Below are 26,439 nucleotides of genomic sequence, written 5' to 3'. Positions count from 1 at the left end.
GGCTTTCGGGCATGCGATCTCCAATATAACAGGCTTGCGGTATCTGCTCTGACGTTTCTGGTTCTGCCGGTGTCGTATTGGTTCATTCAGGTAACCCCAAACAGGGCCACATTAGAGCTATCAACAGCCCGATAAGGGGGAGATAGCAATGGCCGTTAAATTTGAACATGCACTGATGGATTACCCGCGGCAACGGGCGGGTGCCGCGCGTCAGCCGGTCAGCGTCGACCAGTCTGACCGACGCGTTCCCGTTAACCTGCGCCAGTCCGGCCCTACGCCGGTGGAAATGCTGATTTCCACCCGCGTGCGCAAGTCGCCTTATTGGCACCTCGCCTACGAGGCCGGCTGCTGGCGGGCAACGGTTTACAACCGCATGTACCACCCAAGGGGCTACATCCGTCCGGAAGAAGGTGGCGCCATGCTGGAGTACGAGTCACTGATTCACGACGTCACCATGTGGAACGTGGCCGTGGAACGCCAGATCCAGGTCAAGGGTCCGGACGCGGAACGATTTGTGAACTACGTGATCACCCGGGATGCTACCAGAATCAAGCCAATGCATGGCAAGTACGTCATTCTGTGTAATGAGGAGGGCGGCATCATAAATGACCCGGTGCTGCTGCGAATTGCCGAGGACGAATTCTGGTTTTCCCTCTCCGACAGTGATCTGGAACTGTGGATGCGGGGGGTGAACCTCGGCATGGGCTTTGACGTTACGATCGCGGAAATCGATGTGGCGCCGGTGCAGATCCAGGGGCCGAAGTCGGAAGCGATGATGGCGGATCTGTTCGGTGAGGGAGTGAGAGACATTCCCTACTACGGGCTGATGGAAGGCCAGGTGGCCGGTCACGACGTGATCATTTCCCAGACCGGTTTTACCGGTGAAAAGGGCTACGAGATCTACCTCAAGGACGCCACCAGGTACGCTGAGGATCTCTGGTACACCGTGCTTGCTGCCGGTGAACCCCATAATCTGAGGGTGATTGCCCCGGCGCACCACCGTCGCATTGCCGCCGGCATTCTTTCCTGGGGCCAGGATGTGGACCAGGAAACCCTGCCTTTCCAGTGCGCCCTGGCATATCAGGTCCCGCGTAACAAGGAGGCGGACTACATCGGCAAGCAGAAGCTTGAGAAGGTTCGCGAGCAGATTGATGCCGGTCAGCCGCCCTTCAGTCACATCATGGTGGGCATCCGTTTCGGTGGCGGCCAGGTCACTGACTATGCTAATGATTTCTGGTTGATCAGCGGGCCTGACGGCGGTGATCCCGTAGGCTATGTGACTTCGCCCTGGTACTCGCCGGAACTGGAAACCAACATCGCCCTGGCTTATGTACCCCATGACTGGCGCGCTGTCGGCACGCACCTGACGGTCCACCTGCCGGTAGAGTATGCCGCAGCGGGCGGCGCCACAGCTGTGGCAGGCGAGGTGGTGGAAGTACCCTTCCGGCCGTCGGTAAACCCCAATGCCCGCGAGCGGGCCAAGGCGAAGGGAATCGACTTCGCCGACTAGCAGCCTGGTGGGCGCCCGGGCAACACCCCACAGCCGTGCGCCCAGACGACCCGGATACCCCTCACCGGGGTATCCACCTGTTTCCATTCGGTGGGCTGCGGCAGACCGCACAATGGATTCAGGAGCACAGTGGGTCCCCCGGGGACCAGAGAGGTCAGTTCCATGAGTCTTCAGTACAGCAAGCTGACACCGGTAACGCCACCCGCGGTAGAGTTTCCGCCGCCGGGCACCCCGGACATCGAGATCGCCCGCTCGGTCCAGCCCCAGTCCATCCTGCTGCTGGCCCAGCAGCGATTTGGCTTGCCAGCGGAGAGTCTGGTGCCTTTTGGCCACTACAAGGCCAAGCTGGATATGGCTTACGTTGATACCTCCGCTACCGCGCCCCGGGGCAGGCTGGTACTGGTAACGGCTATTACGCCGACACCGGCGGGGGAGGGCAAAACCACCACCAGCGTTGGCCTGAACGATGGTTTCAACCGCCTGGGCGTGCGTTCTTCGGTGTGTCTGCGTGAGCCCTCGCTGGGCCCCTGTTTTGGCATGAAGGGCGGGGCAGCCGGCGGTGGCCGGTCCCAGGTCATTCCGATGGAAGACATCAACCTGCATTTCAACGGTGACTTTCACGCCATTACCACCGCCCACAATCTGCTGGCATCGCTGATCGACAACCACATTCACTGGGGCAATGAATCCGGGCTCGATCCGCGCCATGTAAGCTGGCGAAGGGTTCTGGACATCACCGATCGCTCACTGCGCAACATCGTGTGCGGTCTGGGCGGTGCGGCTCACGGTGTGCCCCGGGAAACCGGGTTTGATATCACCGTGTCGTCCGAGATCATGGCGATCCTGTGTCTTGCGGATGGCCGTGAAGATCTGAAACAGCGTCTGGGCAATATCATCGTTGGCCGGCGTTCGGACATGACTCCGGTTACCGTTCGGGATCTGGGCATGGAGGGCTCACTGACGGTCCTGTTAAAAGAAGCGCTGCAGCCAAATCTGGTGCAGAGTCTGGAGCACAATCCGGTGTTTATTCACGGCGGGCCCTTTGCCAACATTGCCCATGGCTGCAATTCTGTCACCGCCACCCGCGCCGCCCTGGCCCTGAATGATGTGGTAGTGACCGAGGCCGGGTTCGGCGCTGACCTGGGCGCGGAAAAGTTCATTAATATCAAGTGCCGGCACACCGGCCTGCGGCCCGATGCCGCTGTGGTGGTCTGCACCATCCGGGCATTGAAAATGCAGGGTGGGGTTCCGCGCAGCCGGCTGGGCATGCCCGACCTCATCGCCCTGAGGGAGGGCGCTGCCAATCTGGAGCGACACATTCGCAATCTGCAGCAGTTCGGCCTGACGCCGGTGGTCTGCATCAACCGTTTCCCGGATGACACCGGGGAGGAAATGGCGCTGGTCGAGTCCATCAGTGACGCTCTGGGCGTAAGGGCCGTGGCCGCCGACCATTGGGCAACCGGCGGTGAGGGCGCGACCGAACTGGCCCAGGCGGTGCTCGACCAGATGGCCGAAGGCACGCCGGAGGTCAAGTTTCTTTATGAAGACAGTCTGCCACTGGCGGACAAGATCCGCACGATCGCTACCCGGATATATCATGCCGGCGGTGTCGAGTTTACCACCGCGGCGAGGCGACAATTAGAGGAATACCAGAGCCTGGGATTCGGCCACCTGCCGGTCTGTATCGCTAAAACGCAATACAGTTTTTCCGCGGACTCGTCGATAAAGGGCGCGCCCTCCGGACATATGCTGCCGGTGCGGGAAGTGCGCCTGGCCGCCGGGGCGGGCTTCGTGGTGGCGGTGTGTGGCGATATCATGACCATGCCGGGCCTGCCGCGGCGACCCGCTGCGCTGGATATCGCGCTGGATGAAAATGGCCTGGTGGTGGGCTTAACCTGAGATGATGTCCTCGCGTTCACGCCTACCTTCATGCCGGCTTTCAAAAGTGCCGTAGGTCGGCTCGGCTTGCGCACGCCTGAGCGCCTGCAGGGAAGTAGAGGGCAGGCTCGCCATGGCAGCGCCAAGAGCACTGTCGGCTGGCCCGTGGCTCTGTGGGTAAACCTCCATGCGCTCGTATTTGGGCGCGCGCCCCATGATTTTACGGTAGCAACGGCTGAAGTGGGTGGCCGAGACAAACCCGCATACGGATGCAATTTCCACGATTGAGCCGGAGGTCTGCTTCAGCAACCGGCGCGCCCGGTTAAGGCGCACCCGCAGGTAATAACGTGAGGGTGTGCAGCCCATGTGTTTCAGGAACAGGCGCTCCAGTTGCCGCCGCGATATGCTGGCCAGCATCGCCAGTTCCCCGAGTTCTATCGGTTCTTCGATGTTTGCTTCCATCAGTTGGGCTGCCTCGGCCAGCTTCGGTTGCGCAAATACCAGCCCGGGATGCATGGGCATGGGTTGCTGCTCACTTTCTTCCCGGACCCGGTCACAGACAAACATGTGTGATACCGCATTGCTGAGTTCCCGGCCGTGGCGCCGTGCCAGAAAGCTGAGCATCATGTGCATTGGCACGGTACCGCCGGTACAGGTCATACGCTCCTGTTCAACGGTGAACAGCCGATTATTGGTCTGGACTCGGGGAAACCCTTCCTGAATGGCTTCAAGGCACTCCCAGTGTGCACTGCAGGGGTGGCCATCAAGCAAGCCGGCACTGGCGAGCACGTAGGGTCCGGTGCATACTGCCGCGAGCAGGGTATGGCGCCGCCCCATCTGCTTCAGCCAGTTGACTTCCCGACGGGAGAAACTGCGGGTGAAATCGATACCGGCAACCACGATGACCATGTCAAAATAATGATTTTCGAGACAGGATGCGTCCGGCAGCATGGTGATGCCGTCGCTGGCGCGGGCTGGCTGCCCCTCGGCGGTCAGCATTTGCCAGGAATAAAGCTCGGTACCTGCCAGTTGATTCGCCATTCGCAGCGGCTCGACCGCCGTTGCCAGAGCAATCAGGGTAAAGTTTTCGATCAGCAGGAAGCCGACCCGGTAGGGTTCACCGGCGAGCCTGTTGAGGCTTGAGCCTGTGTGGATAGTCATGCAACCCCCTCGCCCCGCCAGGGGCTGTAGCTGCAGTCAATAACCGGAAAACCGTTCTGGCTGCCTCATAGTCAACACTAGTTGGTGCACTTTGATAGTGCAAGACTTGGACCCTGCAATAAACCATCAGTTCCGGTCCGGTTTCAGTCTAAGGCGACTGCGGAAATGCGCATGGTCCAGATGCGACATCCGGCGCCCCGATCTGGTCCCCATGCGACGATACCGGCTTTCAATCGGTTCGAGTTGTTCCAGGCCGTGGAAAACCGCAAGCACTGTTGGCTGGTACACCGTCGAGAGCGTCTCAGGACCTGACCCGCTCGTTGTCCGGATCATAAAGCGCCCGGTATCCCACCGACTCGATACGGATGGGGTAATGCTCCTGAAAGTATTCCAGGACCAGCTCGCGACCTTCCCGTGCATACTCCGCGGGAATGTAACCCAGCAGGATCATCCGGCCCACTGAAGGTCCCCAGGCCGCACTGGTGTTGTAGGAGCGGCGGCCATGGCTGTCTACCAGCACGGCGCCGGTTTGCGGATCAAGAATGGGCCACTGGCCTACCGGATACCGCAGCAGGCCGTTGGCGTCGGTGTTTGCGGTCATGGTCATGGTGCACAGGTAGGCCGACTGCTGCTGCCATTCCCGCTGTTCCAGGTAAGCCGCCTTGCCGTGGAAATCGGCATCTTTTACTTTGGGACGTTGCAGGCCGGCTTCGTAGAGGTTGTACTCGGTTTCCAGATCGACGTTCTGCAGCCGCAGGCTCTTCTCCAGGCGCCGGGTGTTGGCGTAGGTTTCGATGCCGACCGGGGTAACACCGGCGTGGTATAACAGGTCCCAGATTTTCAGGCCGTAGCTGAACGGGAAGTAAAGCTCCCAGCCCTGTTCGCCGACGTAGGAAATCCGGAAGGCCCAGACCGGAACACCCCGAACGTTCAGCTCCCGTGACGTGGCAAAGGGGAAATTTTCCGCTGACAACTCATCGGGGTCAGTGACAAACTGTGCCAGGGTTTCCCGCGCCTTTGGTCCCCAGAGTCCCAGGGTAGCCAGTTCGTCAGTGCGGTCCCGCACCTGGATATTGTCGAGCTCTTGCTCCCGGGCCATCCGGGTGATCCAGCAATAGTCCCGGTGACCGGTGTCGCCGCCGCAGACTACCCGGTAGTCGTTATTGCCCCGGCGGATGATGGTAAGGTCTGAGCGGATACCGCCACGGGCATCAAGGAAGTGGGTGTATACGCCTTTGCCCTCGGCAATGGTTCCGCCCACCTTGGCGACGGACAGGTACTCCAGGAGTGCTTCGGCGTCGCCACCCGATATATCAAAAATGGCGAAGTGGGACAGGTTGATCATGCCCACGGATTCGCTCATCTCCAGTTGTTCGGCGTTGGAAACTTCCCAGAAGTGTCGCGCGTCCCACTCGTGTTCCCGCACCGGGATACGGTCGCGGTATTTTGCCAGCAATGTCGGCTCGTTCGCGGCGTAGCCGTGGGCCCGTTCCCAACCGGCGGCTTCCATGAAGTAGGCGCCCAGTTGTACCTCCCGCAGATAGAACGGGCTGGCTCTCATTCTGCGCCCGGTCATATAGGGCTCGCGGGGATGAACGGCAGGGGTATAGATTTTTTTGGCAGTTTCGTAGCAGCGGCTGTACACATAATCCGCGGTTTTCTGCAGCGGGTAGTGACGGGCAATATCAATGCTGTGGGGATCCATCTCCGGCGAACCGTGAGTCATCCAGTCCGCCAGTACCTTGCCCGCGCCCGGGCCATCCTTGACCCAGACCGCCTCGCAGAACCACAGATTGCGCACTTCCGGAGATTCCCCCAGCAGGGAACCGCCATCGGGCGTGACCGACAGCAGGCCATTGAACGAGTGTCTTTCCTCCCACCCCAGTTCGCCCAGAATCGGGGTCATTTCGATGGCTTTCTCGTAAGCGTCCATGACCTGGTCCAGGGACAGATCCCGCATCGACGGCGACATTCTTGCCTCGCCCGGCTCGGCAATTGCTTCGGGAGACACCAGGCGGGGGTTGTCCGGCTCGTAGTAACCCCACTCAATACGACCGCCCTCGGTGGTGGTGGGGTCGCCGGTGTCCCGGACATAGGCCGAGTTGCCCTGATCCCGGAACAGCGGGTAGACGATCTGCTTACCGGTGCCCGCCAGCTCGTCATAGGGACCAAAGAACAGCAGCGGGTGTTCCAGTGGCATCAGCGGCAGGGGTGAGTTGGCAGTATTGGCTATCAACGGCCCCCAGATGCCCATGGACAGCACCACATACTCGGTTTCAATATAACCTTTGTGGGTTTCAACCCCTCGAACCTGGCCGTCCTGAACGTCAATACGGATGGCCGGCGTGTAGGCAAAGGCCTGGAGCTTGCCGGTGGCTACTGCTTCTTCCACCAGGTCGCCCGCCACACTCTGGGAACGGGGCACTACCAGTCCGGCGTCCGGATCCCACATGGCGCCCTGGATCCGGTTTTCGTCCAGCAGCGGAAACAGCTCTTTCGCCTGCTTTGGCGAGATCATGCTGACATTGGTGCCGAAGGCCTTGCCTGAGCCTACCTTGCGGCGGAGTTCGTTCATGCGTTCGTCGTCATCGACGCGGGCCACCTCCATGCCACCGCACTTCACATAGTTGCCACGCTTCTGGTAAAACGCCTGGCTGTAACTGGTGGTGTAGATGTTCAGTTTGTCGTGGGAGGTGGTGAAGCAGAAATCCGAGGCATGAGAGGTAGAACTGATATCAGAGGGGATCGCGGATTTTTCCAGCCCCACGATATTATCCCAGCCCTGCTCAATCAGGTGGTGGGCCACCGACGAGCCAACGATACCGCCCTGACCGATGATGACGACTTTTGCACGTTTCGGTAGCTGTGCCATGCTGCTTTCCCCTTTATCCCCAACAACCCACAGTGGTGCCACGACACTTCGGGCGCCTTGGTTAAATGTGGCTCTGATCAGTCGGGGGCGGCCAATTCAATACGACACGCAGGTGTCCAAAAGCGGCAGGGCGGCCAGCAGGCCGCGGGAGTCGTCAGGCGACCCAGAGTCTCATCCGGAATCTGTTCTTGCGCCAGAGCAAAGCCAGCCACAGGGCGTGGGCGTTGATCATGGCTGCCAGTATCCATTCCAAAGCATCGTCTTTACGGCTGTAGAACTCTGGCGCGACACCATTGAGTATCACTGACAGGATCCCCACACCCAGAGTGGCCAGGCACAGGTTCATCAGTTTTCTGCCGGTGTGCGTCCATTGGGGGTGGCCCTGCAGGCCAGCACTGATCAGTAACTGGCAGATATAGCTGAGCGAGAAATACAGCACCACGCCAATCCTGCGGATCAGATTGAAGCCATCGCCGGCATGCCCCAGCGCGAGCGTGTAAGCCGCCAGCGAGAAACTGGCCACCAGCCCGAGCCACGGAATCCAGGCAACACCTCTGGTATGAATGCCAAGTTGTCGCAGCCAGCGCCCATTCAGCCACCAGAACAGCATGCCCAACAGCGCCGCGGGGAGCATGGTGCCCTTGAAAATGAAATAGGAGGTGCCGTGGCGGCCGGTGCGGCTGATACTTGTGCAGCTGTCCCAGTAGGGCACACAGAGCTGCACGTAACCTTCCAGCACCGACACCGCGAAGGTAAGGTGAATGGTAAGCAACGGGATAAGGCCGGCGGCAAGCGCAAGCCACCAGAGGTGGACGGAACGATGATCTGTCATGATCGAAGACTCTCTGAACCCTGTACTCTCAGGGATGATAGTCGCTAAATCTAAAACCTGCAGACTATAACCCGCACGGCCAGGCTGGCAACCGATGCCAGCCGACAGGCAGGGTGTTAAGCTGTCGGCTCGAGGAATTGCCGAATATACTGAGCTGAGAAGGGGCTTGATGAAAATGACGTCTGTTGCATTGCTTGATGGTGGCCTGGGCCAGGAAATTTACCGCCGGGCGCCGGATGTCAGTTCGGCGCTCTGGTCCGTGGCGGTGATGCTTGAGCGGCCGGATATTGTGACCGCAGTGCACAGGGATTTCATTCTGGCGGGCGCGAAAACCCTGACTCTGAATACCTACCCGGCAACGCCCACCCGCCTGAAACGACTCGGGGTTCATGAGCAGATGGCGACCATCCATCAGCAAGCATTCCAGGCGCTGCAGGATGCGATTGATGAAACCGGCGCTGAGTTGGACATTGCCGGTTGTCTGCCACCCCTGTTTGCCAGCTATCAGGGCCAGCCGGCCCGCACGTTTGCAGACCTGCAGGATGAGTACAACACGCTGGTCCGGTTGCAGGAACGTGGCGACGTTATTCTGATTGAAACCATGACCAATACTCTGGAGGCAAGGGCCGCCTGTGCGGCTGCCCGTGAGCTGGGTAAACCCTTTGGCGTGTCGTTCCGCGTGGAGGTGAATGGCGATCTGAAATCGGGCGAAACCCTGACCGAAGCTGTGGCCGCAGTCGCGGAGTATGCGCCAACAGCGGTCATGCTGAACTGCTGTGACCCGGAAATTCTGACCGCTGCCATGCCGCAGCTGGTTAGCATGTATCCATTGGTCGGCGGCTACGCCAATGCGTTCGAGTCGGTCGAGGAAATGGCACGGGGTGGTCTGGCGGACGCGCTGGAAGCGCGGGAGGATGTCTCGCCGCAGATCTATACCGGGGTGGTGCGGCAGTGGCTGACAGCTGGCGCCCGCATTGTCGGCGGATGTTGTGAAATCACGCCAGCGCACATCCGGCATCTTGCCGACGGTCTGGCGAAGGACTTTGAGCTGATCCGGTTTTCCCAGCTAACCCGACCCTGAGGCACTGTCCTGTGTCACTAAAGCAGAAAGTTGTTCTGGTTACCGGTCCCGATCGTTACTTCCGCGCTGCGGTCCTTAAGGGCAACCCCGGACAGCTTCAGCCGGGCCGCCTCCTGTATCAGGTATAACAGCCGCTGGCTGGCCTGGCCAGATGAAAGGCCGGCCGGGCGAATGTTGGAGATGCAGTTGCGGCGGGCGTCAGGAAGACCGGGCTCGGGGCCGTAAGTCAGGTAGATGCCCAGGCTGTCGGGGGAGCTGAGGCCGGGGCGTTCACCGATAAACACCACCACCTGGCGGGCCCCCAGCAGGTGACCCACCTCATCGCCGATGGCCACGCGGCCCTGCTCGACCAGGATCGGTGGCGCCATACGCAGTTCCGGGCACTGCGCTGCCAGATCGCTGAGGAAGTGTTCGATAACTGGCACTGCATTTTGCTGCACGGCCCGGGATGACAGACCATCCGCGATGACCAGGGCGAGGTCAGGCGGTTCCTTCACTGCCTGCTGCAGGCTCTGGAGGCCGGCTACTGACGCTTGCGAAAGACTGCGCCCCAGATCCGGGCGTTGCAGATAGGTCACTCGATCCGGGGCCTGGCTATGCAGGCGCAGGGCATTACCAAGTGCGGCAATAGCGGGAACTTCTGCCAGCAGGCGCAGCAGGGCTGCGATGTCCAGCGGGAAGTGAACCGCATCCTGGGCCTGGGCGTGGGCCAGCTGGAAAGCCAGCAATTCGGCGGTGGACAGGCTGACACCGGCACGCCCCAGGCCGATGCGAGCGTCCGTATACTGCCGCAGGCGGCGCCAGGGATTGTGGGTGACCACCGGCAACTCTGCTTCAGTCATGGCCCTGGCCTCCTGTTGGGCCGCCAAGGCTGTGGCGGAAGGCGGCCGGTATGTCCGGGTTCAGCTCGACCCGGTCTGAATTCCGGAAGATGTTCATGGTTTCCAGCCACTGTTCAAATTCCGGCGCGGGTTTCAGTCCCAGCACACGGCGGGCGTAAAGAGCATCATGGAAGGAGGTGGACTGGTAGTTCAGCATAATGTCGTCAGACCCCGGTACGCCCATAATGAAGGTGCAGCCGGCCACCCCCAGCAGGGTAAGCAGATTGTCCATGTCGTTCTGGTCGGCTTCGGCATGGTTGGTGTAACAGATGTCACAGCCCATGGGCACGCCCAGTAATTTGCCACAGAAGTGGTCTTCCAGCCCGGCGCGGATAATCTCCTTGCCGTCGAACAGGTACTCCGGCCCGATAAAACCCACCACCGTGTTGACCAGTAATGGCTCGAAATGCCTGGCCACGGCATAGGCGCGTGCTTCGCAGGTCTGCTGGTCCAGGCCCTGGTGGGCGTTCGCCGAGAGCGAGCTGCCCTGGCCGGTTTCAAAGTACATTACATTCTGGCCCAGGCTGCCGCGTTTGAGCGAGCGGGCGGCGTCCCGGGCTTCCCGCAGGTTGGCCAGGTTGAACCCGAACCCCCGGTTGGTGGCCTCGGTGCCGCCAATCGACTGGAATACCAGATCAACCGGCGCGCCCTGTTCGATGGCTTCCAGGGTATTGGTGACATGGGTGAGCACACAGGACTGGGTGGGAATGTTATAGCGCTGGATGACCGAATCCATCATCACCATGAGCTTTTTAGCCTGGGTCACGTTATCGGACGCGGGGTTGATACCGATCACGGCGTCTCCGCTGCCATACAGCAGACCATCGAGGATACTCGCGGCTATACCGGCCATGTCGTCGGTGGGGTGGTTGGGCTGAAGCCTGGTCGACAGGCGTCCGGGCAGGCCGATGGTGTTGCGGAACGCGGTGGTGATCCGGCATTTGCTGGCGACCAGAATCAGATCCTGATTGCGCATCAGCTTGCTGACGGCTGCCACCATTTCCGGTGTCAGCCCCGGCCGGATCCGGGCCAGAACTCCGGGGGTGGCGATATCACTCAGCAGCCAGTTGCGGAAATCACCCACGGTCAGGTGTGATACCGGTTCAAAGGCGGCGGCATTGTGGGTGTCCAGGATCAGGCGGGTGATCTCGTCGTCTTCATAGGGGATCAGCGCTTCGTTCAGGAAAGTGCGCAAGGGCAGTTCCGCCAGGCACATCTGCGCCACTACCCGTTGTTCGGCAGATTCGGCGATCACACCTGCCAGGCGGTCACCGGAGCGCGCCGGGGTGGCCCTGGCCATCAGGTCGGCCAGGCTTCGGAAATGCCAGATCCGGGTGCCCAGGGTGAAACTGTATTTGCCGCTCATGTGTTTTCCAACTCCCCAGGGAGGTCAGTGATGGTGACCTGTACGGTCAGCGTTGAGAAACAAGAAAGCAAAATGCAGGCCATAAACCACGGCAATGGTGATTCTCTGGTGGGCAGTAAGGATGCGCATGAAAGGCAGCTTCAAAACACACGGCTGTATAGGCGGGCTGCGCCAGAGCGGCTACTTCCTGAAGAAGACCATGAATGCGCCAGCGCATGCGGCCGCCGCGCCAGCGATCAGGTACCACATGGTCTCATCGGTAAACCGGCCGGTCAGAGACTCGGTAATCTGGCCGCCCAGAGATTGTGAAGACTGGTAGCCGAAGTAGAGCAAAACTGCGCCAATGACCAGCAGAACAACGCCAATAAGTCTACTATTTCCCATGGTTCCCTCATTGTCAAAAAGGTTGGACGTTTATGTCTGAAGATCCCCTGAAAGCCCTCTCCGACATGGCCAGCGAGGCCCATGCCCGCATTCAGGCGAGCCACCAACACATTAACCCGGTATTAGAAGTGCGCCGCGGTATGCGGGATACAGGTATACCCGCGGATGTAATGACCATCGACTGCCTGCGCACCCGCCGCCGTATCACGCTGATTCTCCACGATGAGCAGCCGGGAGTGTTACTCTATCAGTTTATTACGATGGAACAGGAAGTGGGCAACGAATTCCAGAGTATGGCGCTGTCGCAAGTGGATGCTCAGAAGCTGTTTCAGTGGATTGAGGGATACTTCGGCTGAAGGCTGGGATGGTGGAGGGCGGATGCAACTATGAAGTTTCCTACGGCGACCGTTATTCTGGTTTCAGCTGCTTTGCTATTTGTTCTCTGGAGCCAGATGCGTGAGCAGCCCGCACCACTGGATGTCGACCGCATTGCCAACATCGCTGCGAAACCTGTTGAGCGCGGCAGGATCGTGGACTGGGCAGTGGCACAGGTGCCCAGGCTCTGTGAAGAGGCGACAGGAGGGGCAGCAGGAAACGATGAATACGAGGACTGCCTTAAAGCCAGCAAATCCAGAAGCTCCATCTGTCGTCGTGCGATGGCAGACCAGTTTCCCGACATGATCGGGTCCGAACAAGGCTTTCGAAATCTTTCCGTCACCATGATGGATTGTCTGGTGCTGCAGTCCCGGCTGCTGGGCAACTGAGGCCAGTTAACGGTGTAACGGGGTCTGGAGAGGCTGCCGCAGCGGCAGAGGTTCATCAACCTGCATTCAGCGACAATGAGTAAGTGTTATGTTTGTCTTTTCCAATCCCATGGGTTCCGGTCGGCTCTGGTTTGACAACCTGACCACGTCCGACGGTATGCCGGTGGCATACGATCCCCAGGCCCGGGCCTTTGTTCCGATGCCGCCTTTCTGCGCCAACCGGGAACGGATCGGTTGCAACTGGATAGCGCCCGCAGAAGGACAGTTATGCCGTTCCTGTGTCATGACCGCGATGGCCCCGGACCCGGGTATCGAAAATGCCATTCCCAACTGGGCGAAAACCGAAGCTGCCAAACGCTGGGTGCTGGATAACCTGGGCCGCTGGCACTGGTTCCGTCCGGAAGACCCCGGTACCCGTCCGGTTTTCTACATGCTCGCCGAGGGCCTGATGCCGGTTCAGATGGGTCATGGTAATGGCGTGGTGACCATCAGTGTGGCCGAAGCCGATCCGCTGATCAGTACTTCCCGTCGCCGGGCCCTGGACGAGCCATACCGCACCATGATTGGCCATATGCGGCATGAAATTTCCCATATGCTGTGGTGGCGCCTGAGCCTGCGCGAGGATTTTCTCAGTGAGTTCCGGGTCAGGTTCGGGGACGAGCGGACTGATTATTCTGCATCGCTGCAACGGCATTATAGCAGCGGCCCGCCAGCCGAATGGCGTCAGCGCTATCTGACCAGCTACGCGTCAGCACATCCCCATGAGGACTGGGCCGAAACGGCCGCGCATCTGCTTCACCTCACCGATATCGCCGACAGCGCCGTGGCATCCGGAATCGGATCGCCGGAACTGCCGGATTACAAATGGGACCCCTATACCGAAACGGATTCAGACCGGCTGATCCAGATTGCCTCCCAACTGACGGTGCGGATCAACCACATAAACCGCTCAATGGGGTTGTCTGACCTGTATCCGTTTATACTTTCCCCGGTCGCCCGGGAAAAACTCGTGTTTGTGCACAGCTGGCTCAGGCGCGGTGCCCAGGGCTGGTAGGGTACCCCAGGACCCAGGGTTTGGGCCCGGTTTGCCGACGGCTCAATGCCTTCCGTCTGCGATCCGGCTGAGCCACTCCACCCCGAACCGCACGCCATAGCCCTGAAGGTCTGTCGGTATCTGCGCCAGCCCGCCCTTGTGGGTGCCGGACGATGCCATGTTAACGTGCATGCCCAGCATGCCACCACCGGTCTTGAGATTACTGCCACCGGTATCGAAACAGATACCTTTACCGACCAGCGCCTGAGCCATAGCGCTTGCTGAATCCGGGGTGCTCAGCAGGGAGATCACGTTGATCCCTGTTACTCGTTCGGTGAGCAGCGGAGTGACCAGCTTGCGGGCAGAGCGAGAGTCTTGAAGCTGCTGGTATCGTCGGCTAGAAAACCCACCACGATCCGGTGCCCCTGAGGACCGGAAGTCACGACGGGGTTGGCGGTCTCGTCATGGCCAGCAAGCCTGGCTGCCAGGAAAGCACCCCAGGGGCTGCCAGCCAATGGGCCGGCCAACAGATTTTTGCGTTCTGACCGGGGAATCAGCAATACCAGCCCGGCGTCGGCTGCGAATTCCCAGGTTTCCGGAATATGGGAGGTTTGTTCCAGCGCTAATGTTGGCAGCGTCGGCAGGTCGGGATTTTGCATAAGGCAGTCTCTGGAGCAGGATGTGAAATGTAGCGGTCGGAATAGGAACTATACTGGACACAATTGCCACGGATTTCTAATTTTTCAGGTGATCTCCGCGCACGAAAGCGTTGAGGCAGCCCTGACAAGCTGGCACAGTTCATGGACTTGAGAAACCTTTGAACAACTCCTGGAACCCAACCTACAACGCAGAGCGAGGAATGTCTGGTGACGGATCTTGTAAATTACCAACTGGACGATGGTGTTGCGACGATCACTATCAGCAATGGTAAGGCCAATGCGCTCAGTCCCGCGGTTTTTGATGCGCTCAACCTTGCGCTGGATCGTGCCGAGAAAGACAGGGCCGTTGTCATCCTGACGGGCCAGCCCGGTATTTTTTCTGGCGGATATGATCTGAAGGAAATGCAGAAAGGCCCTGATGAAGCGACCGCAATGGTCACCACCGGGTCCAGGTTCACCCGGCGTCTGGCAGCGTTCCCCATGCCCATCATTGGCGCCTGCAGTGGCCACGCCATTGCCAAGGGCGCGTTTGTCCTGCTGTCTGTGGATTACCGTGTGGGTATCGAGGGCAGCTTCAAGCTGGGTTTGAATGAAGTGGCGATTGGCATGACGATGCATCATGCCGGTATCGAAATTGCCCGTCATCGTCTGGCCCCCGCCCACTTTTATCGCTCGGTTGTGAATGCTGAAATTTATGGCCCGGCGGGCGCTGTAGAAGCCGGCTATCTGGACGAAGTCGTTGCGCCAGATCAACTGATGGCTCGGGCAAATGAGCTTGCCCGGCAATTCAAACAGCTCAATTTGAAGGCTCACGCCCAGACCAAGATTAAAGCCAAAGCAGAGTATCTGGAACTGCTCGATCAGTGCATCCTGAAGGATGCGGAGAATCTGGCCCTGATGTAAATCCGGCGGTTGAGCTATTCGCCTGTTTCTTTTCGATATCGGATCTTTGCTCTGACCGAATGGTTTGTTCCAGATTTCAAGACCCGGATTCAAGGGAGCGCCTGCGTATGTTTCACATTTACGTCGAGCGAATGATCGGAAAAGACATTGAGACAGTTTTTGAGGCGCTGAGTGATCATGCTTCCTACGACCAGTTTGCCGGCGTCGACAGGTCGGTTCTGGTTGAGGAGGGGGATGCCGAGAGAAACGGGGAGGGCGCACTTCGAATTATTGGCGCGGGCCCGCTGCAATTGCATGAGCGCATTACAGACTTCGAACGCCCGGTCAGAATGCATTACCGGATTGAAAAGTCCAGCCCGTTCCCGCTTGACCACCGGCGTGGTGAAATCACGCTTCAGCGCTCTGGCAAAGGCAAGACCCGCGTGGTCTGGATTTCTAGCGGCCACATCAAACTGCCCCTTGCCGGCCATGTCCTGGACAGACTGGCCCAGAAGCAGTTTTCGAAGGCGTTCGACGCAGTATTGCAAGCAATCGACAGACGTTGAGTCCGGAGGGTCAAGGTGAACAAACTCAGCGATCATGTGGACTGGCAATTTCTGTTTCGTGAATTCTGGCACCTGTACCGCTTCGGATCCGCTGGCGGAAATGCCGTGATCCGCTCCCATCTGAAAGAAGTGCGAACTCGTCTGAATGCAGAGCTCGAGCGCAATCCGCGGGTCGAATTCGAGCAACCGATCCGGTTACCCGTGTGCGCCTGGCTCAATCGGGCGATTGATCGGGGGTTGGGAGAGCGAACAGCGCCAATGGTGCGTTCACTGATCCGGGTGTCGAATCAGCTGACCTGGAAATATGGCTACGAACGCATGCGTCCGGGGCTGGCGCGCAAGTATGCCTATGCAGAGCTGATGGGGCCGAACGGTCCGGTCATGAGTGAGAACCTGATTCTCGGCATGGTGCTGTTTGCACCTCGTTGCACCTATCCGGAGCATAGCCATGATGGCATCAGTGAGTCTTATATTTGTCTGAGTGGCTCGATTTCAGATAGTAACTACAGCGTCTTTAATCCGGGTTCGCTATTATTCAATCCGCCCAAACGGGCTCACCGGATGACCACCGGAGATTTCGAACCCACCCTGCTGGCTTACGCCTGGGTCGGCGAACCTGACAAGCTGTCCGATCAGAAAATGGACTTTTCCGCCAAGAAATAGTCATCGGCCCGCAAGGGTAATAACTTGGCCGGGGTAATATCCGGAAATGACTGAATTCGAGTGTCGCAGGTCTTCGCGTTTTCGCTCGAAGCCGACCGGCCGGAGCTTGCTGACAGCGGCGCCCACGCTGATCTTTTTCAAACTGCCCTGCGTAGTTCAAAACTTCGGCTAGACTTAATGGAACCTGTTTGTTTGTGGGAGTGGCAGAACACCACACTGTCCGGAATCCGGGATCCCGGCACCGGTCCGCGAGTCTTCTGGCAGATCAGTTGCTGTTCCCGATTGGTGAAAGAATTCAGTCAAAAAAGACGCAAAAAGAGGAAGCATGTATGAGACCGCAGCAATCTGTGACGCCGGAGTTAGTCGATAGCCGACAGACCCTTCGCGATTACTTTCTTGCAGATGAGTACACGGTTATCAGTGAAATGATTGCGGGCGCTCAGTTGACTGAGGAAGAGCGGAAAGCAATTTCTGCACGGGCAGCTGAGCTGGTTCGCAATGTCCGTAAAAATACCAAGCCCTCCATCATGGAGAAGTTTCTGGAAGAGTACGGTTTGTCCACCAAAGAAGGTGTGGCATTGATGTGTCTGGCTGAGGCCTTGCTACGGGTGCCTGATGCCACAACCATAAACGATCTGATTGAAGACAAGATTACCGCCGGAAGCTGGGGTGATCATCGGGGCAAGGCAGCCTCCTCTATGATAAACACGGCGACCATCGCCCTGTTGATGACCAGCAGCCTGCTGACGGAATCCGAGCGCCAGAGCGTGGGTGAAACCCTTCGCCGGCTGCTGAAGCGGATGGGTGAACCGGTAATTCGCATGGTAGCCGGCCTGGCCATGAAGGAGATGGGCCGCCAGTTCGTGCTCGGGCGCGACATAAAGGAAGCCCAGAAAGCCGGTGAAGACTACATGAAAAAGGGTTACACCTACTCCTATGACATGCTTGGAGAGGCCGCCCGCACCGATCATGATGCGCAGGGTTATTACAATTCCTACTCCAACGCCATCGACAGCATTGCCAAGCATTGTCAGGGTGATGTTCGCAAGAATCCCGGAATTTCGGTCAAGCTTTCCGCGCTGCTGGCACGTTACGAGTACGGTAATAAAGAGCGCGTGATGAAAGAGCTTTTGCCCAGGGCCAGACGCCTGGTCAAAAAAGCTGCGGCCGCCAATATGGGCTTCAATATCGATGCCGAGGAGCAGGACCGGCTGGACCTTTCAATGGATGTCATTGAGGAGCTCCTGAGTGACCCTGAGCTGGCGGGCTGGAATGGCTTCGGTGTCGTTGTTCAGGCTTATGGCAAACGCGCACCTTTCATGATTGACTGGCTTTATGGGCTGGCTGAAAAGTACGACCGTCGTATCATGGTGCGGCTGGTTAAAGGTGCCTACTGGGACGCTGAAATCAAGCGCGCCCAGGTGATGGGTCTGAGCGGGTTCCCGGTGTTTACCCGCAAGGCTTGCAGTGACGTGTCCTTCCTCTCCTGTTCCACCAAGCTACTGAACATGACCGATCGCATTTACCCGCAGTTCGCGACCCACAACGCGCATTCCGTGTCGGCCATTCTCGAACTGGCCAAGGTTCGTGGCGAGGCCAACTACGAGTTCCAGCGGCTGCATGGTATGGGTGAATCCCTGCACAGCCAGGTGATGAAAGACAGTGGCGTACCCTGCCGGATTTACGCACCGGTTGGCGCCCATCGCGAACTGCTGGCCTATCTGGTCCGTCGTCTGCTGGAAAACGGTGCCAACAGCTCATTTGTAAATCAGATTGTGGACGAAGACATCACGCCGGAAATGATCGCGAAAGATCCGATCGACACGGTTACGGAAATGGGCAAGGACATCTCCAGCAAGGCGATCGTGCAGCCAAAGGATATCTTTGGGGAAAACCGTCGCAACTCCAAGGGCTGGGATATTACCGACCCGGTGACGATCGGGGAGATCGAAAAGGGTCGTGGTGCCTTTAAAGAACACCAGTGGAAAGGCGGCCCGGTGATCGATGGCAAAGTGGCGGGCACCGAGGTACAGGTGGTCCGCAACCCGGCAGACCCGGAAGATGTGGTGGGCCATGTTACCCAGGCCAATGAAGAGGATATCGACACGGCCATTGCTGCTGCCGAGAAAGGATTCAAGGCCTGGTCGTCCAGGTCGGCAGAAGAGCGGGCCGAATGCCTGCGTAAAGTGGCGGATCTTTATGAAGAGAATACCTACGAGTTATTTGCCCTGACCGCCCGGGAAGCCGGTAAATCCCTGTCGGACGCCGTCGCCGAGATTCGTGAAGCTGTGGACTTTGCCCTCTTTTATGCCAACGAAGGTGTTCGCTACAAAGACAGCGGTGAGGCCCGGGGACCGGTGGTGTGTATTTCGCCCTGGAACTTCCCGCTGGCGATCTTTACCGGCCAGATTATGGCGAACCTTGTCGCGGGCAACGTGGTTCTGGCCAAGCCGGCGGAGCAGACTTCGCTGCTTGCAGTCCGGGCGGTGGAGTTGATGCACAAGGCCGGCATTCCCAAGGATGCGATTCAGCTGTTGCCGGGCACTGGTGCCACCGTCGGTGCGGGCCTGACCTCAGATTCACGAGTCGCTGGCGTATGCTTTACGGGTTCTACCGCTACCGCAAAAGTCATCGATAAGGCCATGACGAAAAATATGGAACCGGATGCGGTGATGGTCGCAGAAACCGGTGGCCTGAATGCGATGATTGTGGATTCTACTGCGTTGCCTGAGCAGGTGGTCCGGGATGTAGTGGCTTCGTCATTCCAGAGTGCCGGTCAGCGTTGTTCCGCACTGCGTATGCTGTATTTGCAGAAAGACATTGCCGAAAGTCTGCTGAAGATGCTTTACGGTGCCATGGAAGAACTGGGTATTGGCGACCCATGGCTGCTGTCGACCGATGTAGGCCCGGTGATTGATGAAGCATCTGCCAAGAAAATTACCGATCATTGCGAAAAATATGAGAAAAGAGGCGAGCTTCTGAAGAAACTGTCAATACCGGAGAAGGGCAACTTTGTATCGCCCGCGGTGCTCAGGGTAACGGGTATTCAGGATCTGAAAGAAGAGATCTTCGGCCCGGTACTGCACGTGGCTACCTTTGACGCGAAAGAAATCGACCAGGTAGTGGATGATATCAATGCCAAGGGCTATGGTCTGACCTTTGGTGTTCACAGCCGGGTAGACCATCGGGTTGATCGTATCGCCAGCCGCATCAAGGTGGGTAACACCTACGTCAACCGCAACCAGATCGGTGCCATTGTAGGGTCCCAGCCGTTCGGTGGCGAAGGTCTGTCAGGCACAGGCCCCAAGGCTGGTGGTCCCCAGTATGTGCGCCGTTTCATGAAGGGCGAAACGACTCAGGTGTCGGCGGAGCCCGGTGGCGAGAAAGTGGATGCCAGCAAGCTCAAGGGCCTGATCGGCAAACTGAAAAAGATGAGCGCCCTGGAGCCAAAGGCGCGGGCTGAGGCCATGAAGCCGGTCTTCAATTCGGTTCCGGAGCCACTGGATGCTCACGCCGAGGAAATGCCAGGCCCCACCGGTGAATCCAACATTCTGACCAACCATCCCCGTGGCACAGTGCTGTGTCTTGGCCCGACCAAGGACACAGCGATTGAGCAAATGGCCATGGCGCTGGCTCAGGGCAACAAGGTAGTGGTGATTGCGCCAGGTATTAACCAGATCGTTGATCATGCCGCCAGGGCCGGTTTGCCGGTCGTTGGTATCGAGGGTCAGCTGGAAGCAGATGCCGTTGAAAAGGTCCATGGCTTCGATGCCGTGGTTACCTGCGCCAAACCCACGGTACTGAAGACTTACCGTCAGGCTCTGATGAAGCGTGATGGCGCGCTGCTGCCGCTGATTACCGAGCATAATCTGGATCAACGGTACGTGATTGAGCGCCATCTGTGCGTGGATACCACTGCAGCCGGTGGTAACGCCAGCCTGATTGCTGCTTCCGAGTAGAGTCCTGAACCAGTGTGTCTGGCTGCTGGGCGCCGGAGACAAGACAGGTCTGATTGATAACATAGGCAGGTACGGCGGAAACGCCTGCCTGCTGATATTTTGCCTCATCCTCGCGAACGGCATTCGCGTATTGGCCAGAAGCAAGAACATCTCTTGCGGCTTTCGCGTCCAGTCCGGCGTTCTCAGCACAGCCCGCCAGTACGTCAGCATCTGAAATATTCTCCGCACGGCCAAAGTAGGCTTCGAAGCAGGCCATTCTCATGTCAGTCTGCCTGCCCTGCTCACCGGCCCACTTCACGAGTAGGTGAACGTCGAACATGTTCCTGGTATAGCGCTCCTGGAGTTTCTCGAAATTCAGTCCCGGGTCCTTTGCCATGGCTTTCATCTGCGACTGGCTTTCCCGCATTTCGTCTTCACTGCGGTTATCTTATCGGTCACCGAACAGACCTCGCCGCTGGTCAAAGGGCGGTAGCCGCCCGGAGGCAGGGTGTGATCAAGTGTGATCGTGCCCATCTGTTCCCGGTGTAGCGCTGTCACCCGGTTGCCAACGGCGTGGAACATGCGCTTTATCTGGTGGTATCGACCCTCGTAAATCGTCACTCGGGCAAAGTTGGCGCCCAGGACCTCCAACCTGGCCGGTGAAGTTCTGAGTTGCTCATAGTCGAACCAGATGCCGTCAGCGAAGTGTTTTTTGGTTTCCGGTGTAATCGGGCCGGCAGTGCTGACCCGGTATATCTTGGGTTTTTTCAGGTGAGGGTCGGTCAGGCGGCGGGACCACTGGCCGTCGTTGGTCAGAATCAACAGGCCGGTGCTTGCGCGATCAAGTCGGCCGGCGATGTGCAGGTTGTTGATGGTGGGGGAATTGATCAGATCGATAACCGTGGTGTGGACGGGATCGGAGGTAGCGCTGAGAATACCGGCGGGTTTGTTCATCATCAGATAGTGGGCGGTGATACCCTGCTGGATGATGCGGCCGTTGCGGGTGACCGTTGCAAAGGCCGTGACTTCCCGGCCAGGTTCGTGGCAGCGCAGACCGTCAATGGCAATGGCGCCGCTGGCGATCAACGCACTGGCCTGTTTGCGGCTGGTACCGTTCTGGTTACTGATAATGCGGGAAAGTTTCATGGTGGTATGATAGCGGGTCGCCGTGAAGAATGGTTTATCCCCTGAACCAGGGAACGAATGCTGATTCTCCTAAGTCCTCTTATTGTTCGAGAGTTATCCCGTGCTGATGCTGAACTGGCCGTTGCTATCCGCCTTTATACCCACATTTTTTGTGGTGTCGATTACCCCCGGCATGTGTATGACCCTGGCGCTGTCCATGGGCATTACTGTCGGCGTTCGCCGGGCCATGTGGATGATGGCAGGTGAGTTGGTTGGCGTCACTGTGGTGGCCACCTCGGCGGCTGTTGGTGTAGCGGCGTTAATGTTGCAGTATCCGGCGGCTTTTGCGCTGTTCAAATACGCCGGTGGCGCCTATCTGGCGTGGTTGGGCGTTCAGATGTGGCGGTCAAAAGGCCGCATGGCGATGCCTGAGGGAGAAAATATATCCGGCGGCGAAGCCTCGCGATGGCAACTGGCGACCCAGGGCTTTGTTACGGCCATTGCCAACCCCAAGGGCTGGGCCTTTTTCGTGGTCCTGCTGCCACCATTCATTGATAGCAGTCTGCCCATGGCGCCTCAGCTGACGGCGCTGATCGTGATCATTTTGGTACTGGAATTTGTCTGTCTGCAGCTATACGCCCATGGTGGGAAAAATCTGAGCCGGGCGTTGAGCCGCAGGGGCGGCGTGAAAACAGTCAACCGGGTTGCCGGCAGCCTGATGATGCTGGTGGGTTTCTGGCTGGCTTTTGCCTGACAGCGACAGCTGGCAACTAATTGCTGGCGTATCGCTGGTGCAGGATGCCCACCCTGTGGACATAGGCTCTGGTTTCCGCATAGGGCGGAATGCCGCCATGGCGGCCAACCGCGCCGGGGCCCGCATTATAGGCGGCTGTCGCCAGGCGGATATCGCCCTGGAAGCGCTGGAGCATTTTGGCGAGATAGTGGACGCCACCGCGAATGTTCTCGGTGGCGGACATGGCGTTGTCAACGCCGAGTTCCCGGGCGGTAGCGGGCATAAGCTGCATCAGGCCCTGGGCACCAGCGGGGGATATGGCGGCTTTGTTGAAAGCCGATTCGGCATGAATAACCGCCCGCACCAGGGCGGGATCAACATCGAATTCACGGGCCGCGACCGCAATTTCACGCTTGTAGGGTTCGACAAACAGCGGCGTTTTGCGCCAATCGACACTGGAATCCGGGTCGCAGGCGAAGCAGTAAAAGCGGATGACCTGAAAACTGGCATTCAGCGGTTGCACTTCGCTGAAAGTGACCGCGCCATTGCTGTCGGTGTAGCGATAGACCACTTCGTCCCGGGTGGAGGCGAGCCTGTTGCCCGAACTGTCGACATTGGTGAACTCCACCGTGCCGTCCGGATGCACTATTTTTTTAACCTCACTGCCTGTGGCTGTCAGCGGCAATAACAGCGTAAGGAGGATCAGTTGAATAGCCAGTTGGCGGGTAAAACCCATAACGTCTCACATCAGGAATGTCTGTTATTGATCAAGTATACGATCTTTGCCGTCGGGGAGTAGAGGAATGAGTTCAAAAAATATTGTTCTGATCGGCATGCCCGGCAGCGGCAAGAGCACCGTCGGCGTTCTGCTGGCAAAGGAACTGGGGTTGGGTTTCATTGATACCGACCTGATTATTCAGCAGGAAACCGGTCGCACGCTGCAAGCCATTGTTGATGGTGACGGCTATCAGTCATTGCGAAGTGTGGAAGGGCGGGTATTGCTGGCTCTCGACGTTCAGCGCCATGTGATTTCCACGGGTGGCAGTGCGGTTTACAGCGATGACGCCATGGCCCATCTTGGCCGTCATGGCGTTGTGGTGTTTCTCGATATTTCCCTGGCAGCAGTAAAGCGCCGAATAGGTGATCACAGCATGCGCGGTATCTCACGCCACCCGCAACAGAGCCTTGAAGAGCTCTTTGAAGAGCGTTTTGCGCTCTATAACCATTATGGGCAGATCACTGTCCGCGCGGACCAGCAGACGCCGGCTCAGGTCTGCGAGGCCGTGGTCAGGGAGTTGACTCGCCAGAACCTTGCCCCGGGGATGCATTGATATGGCCGCAGGCCCCAAATCGTCTGCCCTGTTCTCGTTTGGCGTGCCGGCACTGTTTGTCTGGCTCTGGAGCACCGGTTTTATCGGTGCCAAATATGGTCTGCCGTTCGCCGAGCCCTTCACACTGCTCCTGATCAGGATGCTGCTGACCCTCGGGCTGCTTGGCGTGCTTGCCCGGATACTGAAAGCAAGCTGGCCCGGCTGGCGGGGCGCGGGTCATCTGGCAATTACCGGCCTGCTGGTGCATGGCTGTTATCTGGGCGGGGTTTATTACGCCATTGCTGGCGGTATGCCGTCGGGTATTATTTCACTGATCGTGGGTTTGCAGCCACTGGTGACGTCTGCGGTGGCCATCGCGGTGCTGAATGAGAAAGTGTCCGTCCGGCAATGGCTGGGCCTGGCGCTGGGTCTTGTCGGCGTGTGCCTGGTGCTGCTGGAAAAATTCGGTGTTAATGAGGCCCGGGGGAGCTTTCCGGCCTGGACCCTGATCTGGGCGGCGCTGTCGCTGGCGGGTATTTCCCTGGGCACGGTCTATCAGAAGCGTCGCGGCACCGGCGCGGACCTGGTATCCGGTACTCTGATTCAATACGCGGCCGCAGCCACGCTTTTTGCCATCGGCGCTTTTGCCTTTGAGACCCGGGAAGTGGAATGGGCAATGCCACTGATTCTGTCCATGGCGTGGCTGGTGTTTGGCGTGTCCATCGGTGCGATTCTGTTGCTGATGTGGCTGATTCGCCGTGGTGCGGCCTCGCAGGTCGCCAGTCTGTTCTATCTGGTGCCCCCGGTGACAGCGTTTGAAGCCTTTGTGTTGTTTGATGAACGGCTCGGGCTGGTTGCAATGGTCGGAGGATGCCTTTCCATTCTCGGCGTGGCGCTTGTGGTTATGCGGCCGTCGCCCTGAGCGGCCGCCAGATTGCCCGGCCAGCGAATGTCCTGGCGCAGGTTGTGCATGAATTTCTGCCTGCACTCATCAGGGGGCGCAATGCCTTGAGGAAAGCCTATGGAAGGATATCTGCGAGTATCGGTCGGCCAGCATTCAGAGTCCGGACGTAAAGCCCGCAACCAGGATTTCCATGGCGTGTACATTCCGGGTGGCGCGGAACTGGAGTCCAAGGGGGTGGCCATGGCGCTGGCTGACGGAATCAGCTCAAGCGCTGTCGCGCATATCGCCAGCGAGACCGCTGTCAAAAGCTTCCTTGAGGATTATTTCTGTACCTCCGCGGCCTGGTCGGTGAAGAAATCAGGCAACCGGGTAATCGCTGCCACGAATGCCTGGCTGGCCTCCCGGACCAACAGTTCCTGGGCGCGCTATGATAAAGATCGTGGCTACGTCTGCACGTTTACGGCCCTGGTGATCAAATCCACCCGGGCACATATTTTTCATGTCGGAGATGCCCGGGCATATCAGCTTCAGGGCCGCAGTCTTGAGCAGCTGACCCGCGACCACCGCCAATGGATCTCAACTGACAGGAGCTATCTGGGGCGGGCCCTCGGGGTGAATGACCAGGTCGAGATTGACTATCATTCTGTGGCTGTGGGAGCCGGAGACACCTTCCTGCTGGTGACCGACGGCATTCATGAAACGCTGCGTCCGGATGATATTGCGGCGATCATTGCTGACCACACCAATGATCTGAACGCGGCCGCAGAGGCCCTGGTAAGATCGGCCCATGAGCAGGGCAGTGATGACAATCTCACGGCGCAGATCCTGCGTGTCGAACAGATCCCCCAGCCCCGGCTCCACGAGCTCCAGCAGCACGCAACGGAATTGCCGTTCCCGCCGGAGCTGGGTTGCCGTAGCCTGATAGACGGTTTTGAGATTGTCCGTGAGCTGCATATGAGCAGCCGCAGTTACGTGTACCTGGCCATTGATACCGCGACAGCCACCCCGGTGGTGCTCAAGGTGCCGGCGATCGATGTTCGCGAAGACCCGGTTGCGCTGGAGCAGTTTCTGGCCGAGGAATGGGTTGCGCGCCGCGTCGACAGTCCCTACGTGCTGCGGTCCTGTGAGCGCTCACGCGGTCAGAATTATCTGTATGTGGTTACTGAATATATTGAGGGCCAGACCCTGACCCAGTGGATACGCGACAATCCGGGAGCCGATTTCACCAGGGTGAGGGCCCTGGTGGCGCAGATCGGTAAAGCCCTGAGAGCCTTTCATCGACAGGATATGATCCACCAGGATGTGCGGCCGGCAAACGTGATGATTGACAGTGTTGGTACTGCAAAGCTGATCGATTTCGGAGCTGTCCGGGTGGCGGGCATCAGTGAGGGTACGGGGGCCGACCTTGATCCTGTTCTGGGCACCCGGCAGTACTCGGCCCCGGAATACTTCCTGGGTGAAGGCGGCTCGGTTCGTTCGGATATATTTTCACTTGGTGTGATCACCTACGAGATGCTTGCCGGGCGGCTGCCGTTCGGCCCCGAAGCGTCCCGGGTTCGAAACCGCGCCGGCCTCAATCGGCTGAAATATGAGCCGGTTTACCATTACAACCGAAGCTGTCCCGCCTGGATCGACGGGGTCTTGCGCAAAGCCCTGCATCCAAACCCCGAACGGCGCTACGCCGAGATTTCGGAATTTATCCACGATCTTCACCACCCCAGGCGCGAGTTCGTGAACGCGGTCCGGCCACCCCTGATCGAGCGCAATCCGGAAACCTTCTGGAAGGGCGTCGCCCTGGTGCTTGCGATTTTGCTGGCAGGCCATTTGGCCCTGTCCCATCTGTAACGGTGGTAACTTCGATAGCTGGTAACGTTGGGGGCCAGGGAAGAAGCGGCTG

25 protein-coding genes are annotated in these 26,439 nt (G+C 58.7%); 14 read left to right on the top strand and 11 right to left on the bottom strand.

Annotated features, from left to right (window positions below; translation table 11 throughout):
• The first annotated feature begins 148 nt into the window (after window positions 1-148).
• Window positions 149-1,510: a glycine cleavage T C-terminal barrel domain-containing protein gene (locus tag VJ956_RS00430; protein WP_324080475.1), complete on the top strand. Its 1,362-nt coding sequence runs from the start codon at window positions 149-151 to the stop codon at window positions 1,508-1,510.
• Between the two features lie 162 nt (window positions 1,511-1,672).
• Entirely contained in the window at window positions 1,673-3,409 is a 1,737-nt protein-coding gene (locus VJ956_RS00425) for a formate--tetrahydrofolate ligase (RefSeq protein ID WP_324080474.1), read from the top strand.
• On the opposite strand, the gene VJ956_RS00420 is transcribed toward VJ956_RS00425, so the two are convergent.
• The 3 genes from VJ956_RS00420 to VJ956_RS00410 all read right to left on the bottom strand — a co-directional run bounded on the left by VJ956_RS00420 (window position 3,401) and on the right by VJ956_RS00410 (window position 8,253).
• Window positions 3,401-4,549: a GlxA family transcriptional regulator gene (locus VJ956_RS00420; protein ID WP_324080472.1), complete on the bottom strand. Its 1,149-nt coding sequence runs from the start codon at window positions 4,547-4,549 to the stop codon at window positions 3,401-3,403. The genes VJ956_RS00425 and VJ956_RS00420 overlap by 9 nt on opposite strands.
• A 301-nt stretch (window positions 4,550-4,850) precedes the next feature.
• Window positions 4,851-7,421, bottom strand: coding sequence for an FAD-dependent oxidoreductase (locus tag VJ956_RS00415; RefSeq protein WP_324080471.1), 2,571 nt, complete (start codon window positions 7,419-7,421; stop codon window positions 4,851-4,853).
• A gap of 154 nt (window positions 7,422-7,575) precedes the next feature.
• Window positions 7,576-8,253: a hypothetical protein gene (locus tag VJ956_RS00410; RefSeq protein ID WP_324080470.1), complete on the bottom strand. Its 678-nt coding sequence runs from the start codon at window positions 8,251-8,253 to the stop codon at window positions 7,576-7,578.
• 169 nt (window positions 8,254-8,422) lie between these two features.
• Here VJ956_RS00410 and VJ956_RS00405 point away from each other — a divergent pair, with 169 nt between their 5' ends.
• Window positions 8,423-9,334, top strand: coding sequence for a homocysteine S-methyltransferase family protein (locus VJ956_RS00405; protein ID WP_324080469.1), 912 nt, complete (start codon window positions 8,423-8,425; stop codon window positions 9,332-9,334).
• A 17-nt stretch (window positions 9,335-9,351) separates the two neighbouring features.
• Here the strand turns inward: VJ956_RS00405 and eutC are convergent, their stop codons facing one another.
• The 3 genes from eutC to VJ956_RS00390 form a co-directional block, all read right to left on the bottom strand.
• Window positions 9,352-10,176, bottom strand: a complete 825-nt coding sequence (gene eutC / locus VJ956_RS00400) for an ethanolamine ammonia-lyase subunit EutC (protein ID WP_324080467.1) — start codon at window positions 10,174-10,176, stop codon at window positions 9,352-9,354.
• The gene (locus VJ956_RS00395; protein WP_324080466.1) at window positions 10,169-11,581 is read right to left on the bottom strand and encodes an ethanolamine ammonia-lyase subunit EutB; all 1,413 of its coding nucleotides are present in this window, start codon (window positions 11,579-11,581) and stop codon (window positions 10,169-10,171) included. The genes eutC and VJ956_RS00395 overlap by 8 nt, the downstream gene beginning before the upstream one ends.
• 180 nt (window positions 11,582-11,761) lie before the next feature.
• Window positions 11,762-11,965 (bottom strand): DUF3185 family protein, encoded by a 204-nt coding sequence (locus VJ956_RS00390; protein ID WP_324080465.1) that lies wholly within the window; start codon window positions 11,963-11,965, stop codon window positions 11,762-11,764.
• A gap of 32 nt (window positions 11,966-11,997) precedes the next feature.
• Between VJ956_RS00390 and VJ956_RS00385 the strand changes: the two genes are divergently transcribed.
• The 3 genes from VJ956_RS00385 to VJ956_RS00375 all read left to right on the top strand — a co-directional run bounded on the left by VJ956_RS00385 (window position 11,998) and on the right by VJ956_RS00375 (window position 13,783).
• Window positions 11,998-12,321: a hypothetical protein gene (locus VJ956_RS00385; RefSeq protein ID WP_324080464.1), complete on the top strand. Its 324-nt coding sequence runs from the start codon at window positions 11,998-12,000 to the stop codon at window positions 12,319-12,321.
• Window positions 12,322-12,351: 30 nt separating this feature from the next.
• A complete protein-coding gene (locus VJ956_RS00380) occupies window positions 12,352-12,729 on the top strand; it encodes a hypothetical protein (protein WP_324080463.1) in 378 nt (125 codons plus the stop codon).
• Between the two features lie 88 nt (window positions 12,730-12,817).
• Complete coding sequence (locus tag VJ956_RS00375) at window positions 12,818-13,783, top strand: zinc-binding metallopeptidase family protein (RefSeq protein WP_324080461.1); 966 nt, start codon at window positions 12,818-12,820, stop codon at window positions 13,781-13,783.
• Between the two features lie 42 nt (window positions 13,784-13,825).
• Here the strand turns inward: VJ956_RS00375 and VJ956_RS00370 are convergent, their stop codons facing one another.
• Both VJ956_RS00370 and VJ956_RS00365 read right to left on the bottom strand, forming a co-directional pair.
• Entirely contained in the window at window positions 13,826-14,074 is a 249-nt protein-coding gene (locus tag VJ956_RS00370) for a hypothetical protein (protein ID WP_324080460.1), read from the bottom strand.
• Between the two features lie 11 nt (window positions 14,075-14,085).
• Window positions 14,086-14,421, bottom strand: a complete 336-nt coding sequence (locus VJ956_RS00365) for a hypothetical protein (RefSeq protein ID WP_324080458.1) — start codon at window positions 14,419-14,421, stop codon at window positions 14,086-14,088.
• 207 nt (window positions 14,422-14,628) lie between these two features.
• Here VJ956_RS00365 and VJ956_RS00360 point away from each other — a divergent pair, with 207 nt between their 5' ends.
• The 4 genes from VJ956_RS00360 (at window position 14,629) to putA (ending at window position 20,491) form a co-directional block, all read left to right on the top strand.
• Window positions 14,629-15,324: a crotonase/enoyl-CoA hydratase family protein gene (locus VJ956_RS00360; RefSeq protein ID WP_324080457.1), complete on the top strand. Its 696-nt coding sequence runs from the start codon at window positions 14,629-14,631 to the stop codon at window positions 15,322-15,324.
• Window positions 15,325-15,431: 107 nt separating this feature from the next.
• The gene (locus tag VJ956_RS00355; RefSeq protein ID WP_324080455.1) at window positions 15,432-15,869 is read left to right on the top strand and encodes an SRPBCC family protein; all 438 of its coding nucleotides are present in this window, start codon (window positions 15,432-15,434) and stop codon (window positions 15,867-15,869) included.
• A gap of 15 nt (window positions 15,870-15,884) precedes the next feature.
• Complete coding sequence (locus VJ956_RS00350) at window positions 15,885-16,532, top strand: dimethylsulfonioproprionate lyase family protein (protein ID WP_324080454.1); 648 nt, start codon at window positions 15,885-15,887, stop codon at window positions 16,530-16,532.
• Between the two features lie 329 nt (window positions 16,533-16,861).
• The gene (putA, locus tag VJ956_RS00345) at window positions 16,862-20,491 is read left to right on the top strand and encodes a bifunctional proline dehydrogenase/L-glutamate gamma-semialdehyde dehydrogenase PutA (protein WP_324080452.1); all 3,630 of its coding nucleotides are present in this window, start codon (window positions 16,862-16,864) and stop codon (window positions 20,489-20,491) included.
• Here putA and VJ956_RS00340 read toward each other — a convergent pair.
• Window positions 20,388-20,876: a DsbA family oxidoreductase gene (locus VJ956_RS00340; RefSeq protein ID WP_324080451.1), complete on the bottom strand. Its 489-nt coding sequence runs from the start codon at window positions 20,874-20,876 to the stop codon at window positions 20,388-20,390. The genes putA and VJ956_RS00340 overlap by 104 nt on opposite strands.
• Window positions 20,873-21,616 (bottom strand): 16S rRNA pseudouridine(516) synthase, encoded by a 744-nt coding sequence (locus tag VJ956_RS00335; protein ID WP_324080450.1) that lies wholly within the window; start codon window positions 21,614-21,616, stop codon window positions 20,873-20,875. The genes VJ956_RS00340 and VJ956_RS00335 overlap by 4 nt, the downstream gene beginning before the upstream one ends.
• Before the next feature lie 106 nt (window positions 21,617-21,722).
• Here VJ956_RS00335 and VJ956_RS00330 point away from each other — a divergent pair, with 106 nt between their 5' ends.
• Window positions 21,723-22,349 carry a LysE family translocator gene (locus VJ956_RS00330; RefSeq protein WP_324080489.1) on the top strand — a complete coding sequence of 209 codons (627 nt, stop codon included), beginning with the start codon at window positions 21,723-21,725 and terminating at the stop codon, window positions 22,347-22,349.
• A 16-nt stretch (window positions 22,350-22,365) separates the two neighbouring features.
• On the opposite strand, the gene VJ956_RS00325 is transcribed toward VJ956_RS00330, so the two are convergent.
• A complete protein-coding gene (locus VJ956_RS00325; RefSeq protein WP_324080449.1) occupies window positions 22,366-23,064 on the bottom strand; it encodes a lytic transglycosylase domain-containing protein in 699 nt (232 codons plus the stop codon).
• 67 nt (window positions 23,065-23,131) lie between these two features.
• Here VJ956_RS00325 and VJ956_RS00320 point away from each other — a divergent pair, with 67 nt between their 5' ends.
• The 3 genes from VJ956_RS00320 to VJ956_RS00310 all read left to right on the top strand — a co-directional run bounded on the left by VJ956_RS00320 (window position 23,132) and on the right by VJ956_RS00310 (window position 26,387).
• A complete protein-coding gene (locus VJ956_RS00320; RefSeq protein ID WP_324080447.1) occupies window positions 23,132-23,659 on the top strand; it encodes a shikimate kinase in 528 nt (175 codons plus the stop codon).
• Between the two features lies 1 nt (window position 23,660).
• Entirely contained in the window at window positions 23,661-24,560 is a 900-nt protein-coding gene (locus tag VJ956_RS00315; RefSeq protein WP_324080446.1) for a DMT family transporter, read from the top strand.
• A 99-nt stretch (window positions 24,561-24,659) separates the two neighbouring features.
• Window positions 24,660-26,387: a protein kinase domain-containing protein gene (locus tag VJ956_RS00310; protein WP_324080444.1), complete on the top strand. Its 1,728-nt coding sequence runs from the start codon at window positions 24,660-24,662 to the stop codon at window positions 26,385-26,387.
• Window positions 26,388-26,439: the final 52 nt, after the last annotated feature.

The sequence above is a fragment of the Marinobacter sp. genome, assembly GCF_035268745.1.
Taxonomy (GTDB): Bacteria; Pseudomonadota; Gammaproteobacteria; order Pseudomonadales; family Oleiphilaceae; genus Marinobacter.
This window is presented reverse-complemented; position numbering and strand designations above follow the sequence as displayed.